Here is a 2,043-nt window from a genome sequence, read left to right as displayed (position 1 = left end):
TCACCACGCATGGTTCGGCGAACATCAATACGCGAAGTATGCAGGTGGACAGCGAGCTGAATATTGCCCATGAGTGGGCGAGTGAGACGCAGAAGTTGAGACGGCGATTGTGGAAGCTGCATACGGATGGGAAGGGGGTGCAGGATGATGCGGCTGAGGCATTTCAATCTTGGAAGGAGATTTTAAAAGAAAATAAAGGTCGCTGTGAAAATGGCAGTGCTCCAAGTTGTTCTGTTGTGGAGTTTTTTTATGAAAAATCAATGTGGAGGAATCTGGATTGATGCGTGCTGGGATTTTGCCACTTTGCCTTTTATTGATGTCTTGCAGTGCGGTTGGAAGTTCCAGTTCGGAGGGCGGAAGAAGTATGAATCCACTTATTGAAGTCGAAAACAAGTTATATTTCGAGTGTTCGCATGAAAGCATTCCATCGGCATCGGCAGAGGTTGATGTTCTTTTCAAATATGCGCGATGGCTCCAGAAGAATAATCAGCTCAAGAGAGATGTTGGTGTCAATGCTGAAGTCGAACGATTGTATCGAATCGGCGCCGAGCATAATCACTATAAAGCCAATATCAACTTGCAGAGCGGTGCGATGCGAGGGCATTTTAAACTGAAAGGCTGGGAGCACTTACGTCTGAGCGAGAAGTTGATTGATGCCCATGTTGCCACGGGCTATCTTTTTGTTGCATATTTTTTGAGGCAGGGCTCTGCAGGGTTGCGAGAAGATTCTGATATGGCGCTTCGATATCTGCGCAAGGCGGCAGACGAGGGTAATGCGCAAGCTCAGTATGAAATAGGAGAGAAGCTTGCGCCGATTGGTATAGCCCCGAACGTCGCACGACAAATGCGCCGTTGTGCCGCAGAGCAAGGGCATGGCGAGGCGGCCGTTATGTTAGGTGTCAACCTTAAATTAAAGGGTGATTTCAAGGAGGCCATCGAAGTATTTCAAAAAGGTGTTTCTGCAGGTGATAGTACCTCGGCTTCATTTCTGGCCAAAGGCTTCGGTGGGCCAGAACCGACGAATACGCTTCATTTTCTTGGGCTGCAGAATGATATTGAACGCGCGGATCGCTACAAGACAATCTGGAGAGTACTGGCCAATTACTCCTATGCAGACCCTAAAGTCCCGGAAATTAACGAAATCCTCCCGCTACCTCCGGCCAAGCTACCGCCATGGGACGGCAAGCTACAATGGCTAGAAGCCCGTCTGGCAAACATTCCGCCAGAAAAGCCCAGTGAAGCCCTGATCCACAAGTTGGCCAAGGAAAAGGTTCTCGACCCAGCTACCGGCAAACCCATGCCAGGCTCACCCGCCTTCAGCAAGGCCAACTTCCCGATTATGGTTTGCGCCAGTGGCCAGACTTGTCCTGAAAGTGGCTATTGGAAAGTAATGATCAATAGCTGGGAAGATCATATTCAGCATTTCAAAGAAGGTGAGGTCATGCCTACCTACCTGATGGTCTGGACGGAATATCGACCATGGCCTTTGCGGGACAAGATTATGCAACGCCATGAACGTGTCGAGTGGGGGTTGCTTGGATAAGCCAGGAATGTACGCGAACTTCGTCTCGGTGTGGAGCAAGGAAACCGGTGAAAACTTGTTCGTCAGACCAGGCCAAATGCGGTTGCGATCCGGGCTTGCATGGTGACTTGCACCTGTTCGTGGTCACCAATGCCACCGACGTCGGTATCGGTGCAGGGACGGTGAACACCCAGCGCATGATCGAGGGAGCCGAGACCTTTCCACAGGTGACCAAGCTGCGGCGGATCGAGCAGGTGAATAAGGCTGCGCCACCGCGCCCCAGGCTTGATGGGCCGAATGACTACATGGGCCGGCGTGCCCAGGAGAAGTGGCAGGCCGAACTTGATGGGCTGATTGAGGAAATCGAAGAAAGCATGATCACGCCGGAGGAAATACCGGGGTTGAAGGTGCACTTGTGCTCGTTAGGGATTCTCCGATCAAGTCAGCACAGGCCATCTGAGCTGTGCTGAAATAGCCCTCCGTCCAACTGCCCTCTACAAGCCCGCCATCCCATGAGTCAG

General features: G+C 51.6%; 2 protein-coding genes and 1 pseudogene. All 3 read left to right on the top strand.

The window, feature by feature from the left end; translation table 11 throughout:
- A pseudogene (locus ACIPZB_RS27180) lies at nt 1-281 on the top strand (phospholipase); the annotation flags it as partial.
- 83 nt (nt 282-364) lie between these two features.
- Nucleotides 365-1,543, top strand: a complete 1,179-nt coding sequence (locus ACIPZB_RS27175) for a DUF6396 domain-containing protein (RefSeq protein ID WP_400643484.1) — start codon at nt 365-367, stop codon at nt 1,541-1,543.
- A gap of 47 nt (nt 1,544-1,590) precedes the next feature.
- Nucleotides 1,591-1,992, top strand: coding sequence for a hypothetical protein (locus ACIPZB_RS27170; protein ID WP_400643483.1), 402 nt, complete (start codon nt 1,591-1,593; stop codon nt 1,990-1,992).
- Nucleotides 1,993-2,043 lie beyond the last annotated feature (51 nt).

It is taken from the genome of Pseudomonas sp. NPDC089396, from assembly GCF_044749545.1.
GTDB lineage: Bacteria > Pseudomonadota > Gammaproteobacteria > Pseudomonadales > Pseudomonadaceae > Aquipseudomonas.
The sequence above is the reverse complement of the archived record's forward strand: the minus strand, read 5'-3'. Positions and strand labels throughout refer to the sequence as shown.

Bases quoted from the DNA above. Each gene is read 5' to 3' on its own strand.
- ACIPZB_RS27175 (WP_400643484.1), top strand. From the start codon at position 365: ATGAATCCACTTATTGAAGTCGAAAACAAGTTATATTTCGAGTGTTCG.